The sequence below is a fragment of the Pseudomonas sp. NPDC089534 genome (assembly GCF_044749305.1).
Taxonomy (GTDB): domain Bacteria; phylum Pseudomonadota; class Gammaproteobacteria; order Pseudomonadales; family Pseudomonadaceae; genus Aquipseudomonas; species Aquipseudomonas ekonensis.
The window spans coordinates 1-3,524 of sequence record NZ_JBIVHR010000070.1; the positions used below are offsets into that span (position 1 = coordinate 1).

Here is a 3,524-nt window from a genome sequence, read left to right on the forward strand (position 1 = left end):
GCATGACTAAATCACTCCCCCTCAGGCTGATCGCAGCCCTCGGCGAAAACCGTGTGATCGGCATCGACAACAGCATGCCCTGGCACCTGCCGGGGGATTTCAAATACTTCAAGGCCACGACGCTCGGCAAGCCGATCATCATGGGCCGCAAGACCTGGGATTCGTTGGGTCGTCCGTTGCCGGGCCGTCTGAACATCGTGGTCAGCCGTCAGGCCGGCCTGGTGCTGGAAGGCGCGGAAGTCTATCCGTCGCTGGAAGCCGCCGTGGCGCGGGCCGAAGCGTGGGCGAAAGAGCAGGGCGTCGACGAGTTGATGCTGATCGGCGGGGCGCAGTTGTATGCGCAGGGGCTGGCGCAGGCGGATCGTTTGTATCTGACTCGCGTGGCACTGAGCCCGGAAGGGGATGCGTGGTTTCCGGAGTTCGATCTGAACCAGTGGAAACTGGTGTCGAACGTGCCGAATCCGGCTGAAGGCGACAAGCCGGCCTACCACTTCGAAGTCTGGGAAAAGGCTTAAAACCGTGGCGAGGGAGCTTGCTCCCGCTGGGCTGCGCAGCAGCCCCAATCGCTTAGGGTCGCTTCGCAACCCGGCGGGAGCAAGCTCCCTCGCCACAAGGCTATTTATGCCTGAGCAAGCTCCGCATGCTCATCGGCCTCCAGCAGCGCCTTGTCGGTCTGCTGCATCGCTTGGCTGGTGATCGCCCCGGCGGTGATCGAACCGCTCACGTTCAGCGCCGTGCGGCCCATGTCGATCAGCGGCTCGACCGAAATCAGCAGCGCCACCAATGACACCGGCAAGCCCATGGCCGGCAGCACGATCAGCGCCGCGAACGTCGCGCCGCCGCCCACGCCCGCCACGCCGGCCGAACTCAGGGTCACGATCGCCACCAGCGTGGCGATCCACAGCGGATCCAGCGGATTGATGCCCACGGTCGGCGCCACCATCACCGCCAGCATGGCCGGATAGAGGCCGGCGCAGCCGTTCTGGCCGATGGTCGCGCCGAACGAGGCGGCGAAGCTGGCCACCGACTGCGGAATGCCCAGGCGGCTGGTCTGCGCCTCGATGCTCAGCGGGATGGTCGCCGCGCTGGAGCGGCTGGTGAAGGCGAAAGTCAGCACCGGCCAGATCTTGCGGAAGAAGCGCAGCGGGTTGATGCCGGCCGCCGACACCAGCACGCCGTGCACCACGAACATCAAGCCCAGGCCCAGGTACGACACGACCACGAAGCTGCCCAGCTTGATGATGTCCTGCAGGTTGGAGCCGGCGACCACCTTGGTCATCAGCGCCAGCACGCCGTACGGGGTCAGTTTCATCACCAGGCGCACCAGGCGCGTCACCCAGGCTTGCAGGGTGTCGATGGCGTTGATCACTTTCTGGCCTTTGTCGGCGTCATCCTTGAGCAGTTGCAGCGCGGCCATGCCCAGGAACGCGGCGAAGATCACCACGCTGATGATCGAGGTCGGCTTGGCCCGCGCAAGGTCGGCGAACGGGTTCTGCGGGATGAACGACAGCAGCAGCTGCGGCACGTTGAGGTCGGCGACCTTGCCGGCGTAGTCGGTCTGGATGGTTTGCAGGCGGGCCATTTCCTGGGTGCCGGCCACCAGGCCTTCGGCGGTGAGGCCGAACAGGTTGGTCAGGCCGATGCCGATCAGCGCGGCGATCGCGGTGGTGAACAGCAGCGTGCCGAGGGTCAGGAAACTGATCTTGCCCAGCGACGAGGCGTTGTGCAGACGGGCCACGGCGCTGAGGATCGAGGCGAACACCAGCGGGATCACGATCATTTGCAGCAGCTGCACGTAACCGTTGCCCACCAGGTCGAACCAGCCGATCGAGGCTTTGAGCACCGGGTCGCCGGCACCGTAGACGGTGTGCAGCGCCACGCCGAAGCCGACGCCGAGCACCAGCGCGAGCAGGACTTTTTTCGCCAGGCTCCACGAGGTATGGCGGGTTTGCGCCAGACCGAAGAGCAGGGCGAGGAACACCAGCAGATTGAGGATCAGCGGCAGATTCATGAGGACTCCCGAAAAGACGTTGCCAGCAGCCTTCCGGGGCCGCTGCGAACCGGAAAGCCTAACAGCTTGATTTGCAATGAATTAATACCGAAATCGCAGGGCGACCGTCGTTTTTGGAATAAGCGCGTGTCGCTGCGGGGATGGAACTGGCGCAAAAGGGACGCGCACGGTCGCTGACAGACGGGAACTGTCACACTGATTTGTTAGCGTCGATCTCTTTCGACCGGGGAGAAACGCTGATGAAATTCGCACCGACATTTCTGGCTGCCGCACTCTGCCTTGGCCTCGCTGGCCAGGCGCTCGCCACCGACTTGAAGCACTGGCCGGCGGATCAGGCCAAGGCCCTGGACGCGATGATCGCGGCCAACGCCAACAAGGGCAACTACGCGGTGTTCGACATGGACAACACCAGTTACCGCTACGACCTTGAAGAGTCGCTGCTGCCGTTCATGGAGAACAAGGGCCTGATCACCCGCGACAAGCTCGATCCCTCCCTGAAGCTGATGCCGTTCAAGGACACCGCCGACCACAAGGAAAGCCTGTTCAGCTACTACTACCGCCTCTGCGAAGTCGACGACATGGTCTGCTACCCGTGGGTGGCGCAAGTGTTCTCCGGCTTCACCCTCAAGGAACTCAAGGGCTACGTCGACGAAATGATGGCCTCGGGCAAGCCGGTGCCGGCCACCTATTACGAAGGCGACGTGGTCAAGAAACTCGACGTCAACCCGCCGAAACTCTTCACCGGCCAGCAAGAGCTGTACAACAAGCTGATGGAGAACGGCATCGAGGTCTACGTGATGACCGCCGCTTCGGAGGAACTGGTGCGCATGGTCGCGGCGGATCCGAAGTACGGCTACAACGTCAAGCCGCAGAACGTCATCGGCGTGTCGCTGCTGCTCAAGGATCCCAAGACCGGCGAGCTGACCACCGCCCGCAAGCAGATCACCGCCGGCAAGTATGACGAGAAGGCCAACCTCGGCCTGGAGCTGACCCCGTACCTGTGGACCCCGGCCACCTGGATGGCCGGCAAGCACGCGGCGATCCTGACCTACATCGACGAATGGAAGAAACCGGTGCTGGTGGGCGGCGACACCCCGAGCAGCGACGGCTACATGCTGTTCCACGATGTCGACGTGGCCAAGGGCGGCATCCACCTGTGGGTCAACCGCAAGGACAAGTACATGACCCAGCTCAACGGCATGATGGCCAAGCACGCCGCGGCCCAGGCCAAGGAAGGCTTGCCGGTGACGGCGGACAAGAACTGGGTGATCGTCAAGCCGGAAGAGATCCAGTAAGCCGCGGTCTGCGGCGGTTCCTGGGGGCGCTACGGTCTTGAGCCTGTGGCGCCTCGACGGGCGCCATCGCCAGCAGGCTGGCTCCCACAGGGATCCCGGCTGAATGCGGAATCTGCGGTCACCGCCATCCAATGTGGGAGCCAGCCTGCTGGCGATAGCGTCAGCCCAGGCAAAAAAATGCCCCGCACATGGCGGGGCATTTTCATTGGGGCGCCCGG

3 protein-coding genes are annotated in these 3,524 nt (G+C 63.7%); 2 read left to right on the top strand and 1 reads right to left on the bottom strand.

Translation table 11 applies throughout. The annotated features are described in order from the left end of the window. Positions 1-2 precede the first annotated feature (2 nt). Positions 3-515 carry a dihydrofolate reductase gene (locus ACIP0B_RS19925; RefSeq protein WP_400835321.1) on the top strand — a complete coding sequence of 171 codons (513 nt, stop codon included), beginning with the start codon at positions 3-5 and terminating at the stop codon, positions 513-515. Between the two features lie 104 nt (positions 516-619). Here ACIP0B_RS19925 and ACIP0B_RS19930 read toward each other — a convergent pair whose 3' ends face one another. After that, the gene (locus ACIP0B_RS19930) at positions 620-2,011 is read right to left on the bottom strand and encodes an L-cystine transporter (RefSeq protein WP_400835323.1); all 1,392 of its coding nucleotides are present in this window, start codon (positions 2,009-2,011) and stop codon (positions 620-622) included. Positions 2,012-2,250: 239 nt separating this feature from the next. Between ACIP0B_RS19930 and ACIP0B_RS19935 the strand changes: the two genes are divergently transcribed. Next, a complete protein-coding gene (locus ACIP0B_RS19935) occupies positions 2,251-3,306 on the top strand; it encodes a haloacid dehalogenase-like hydrolase (RefSeq protein ID WP_217894597.1) in 1,056 nt (351 codons plus the stop codon). Positions 3,307-3,524 lie beyond the last annotated feature (218 nt).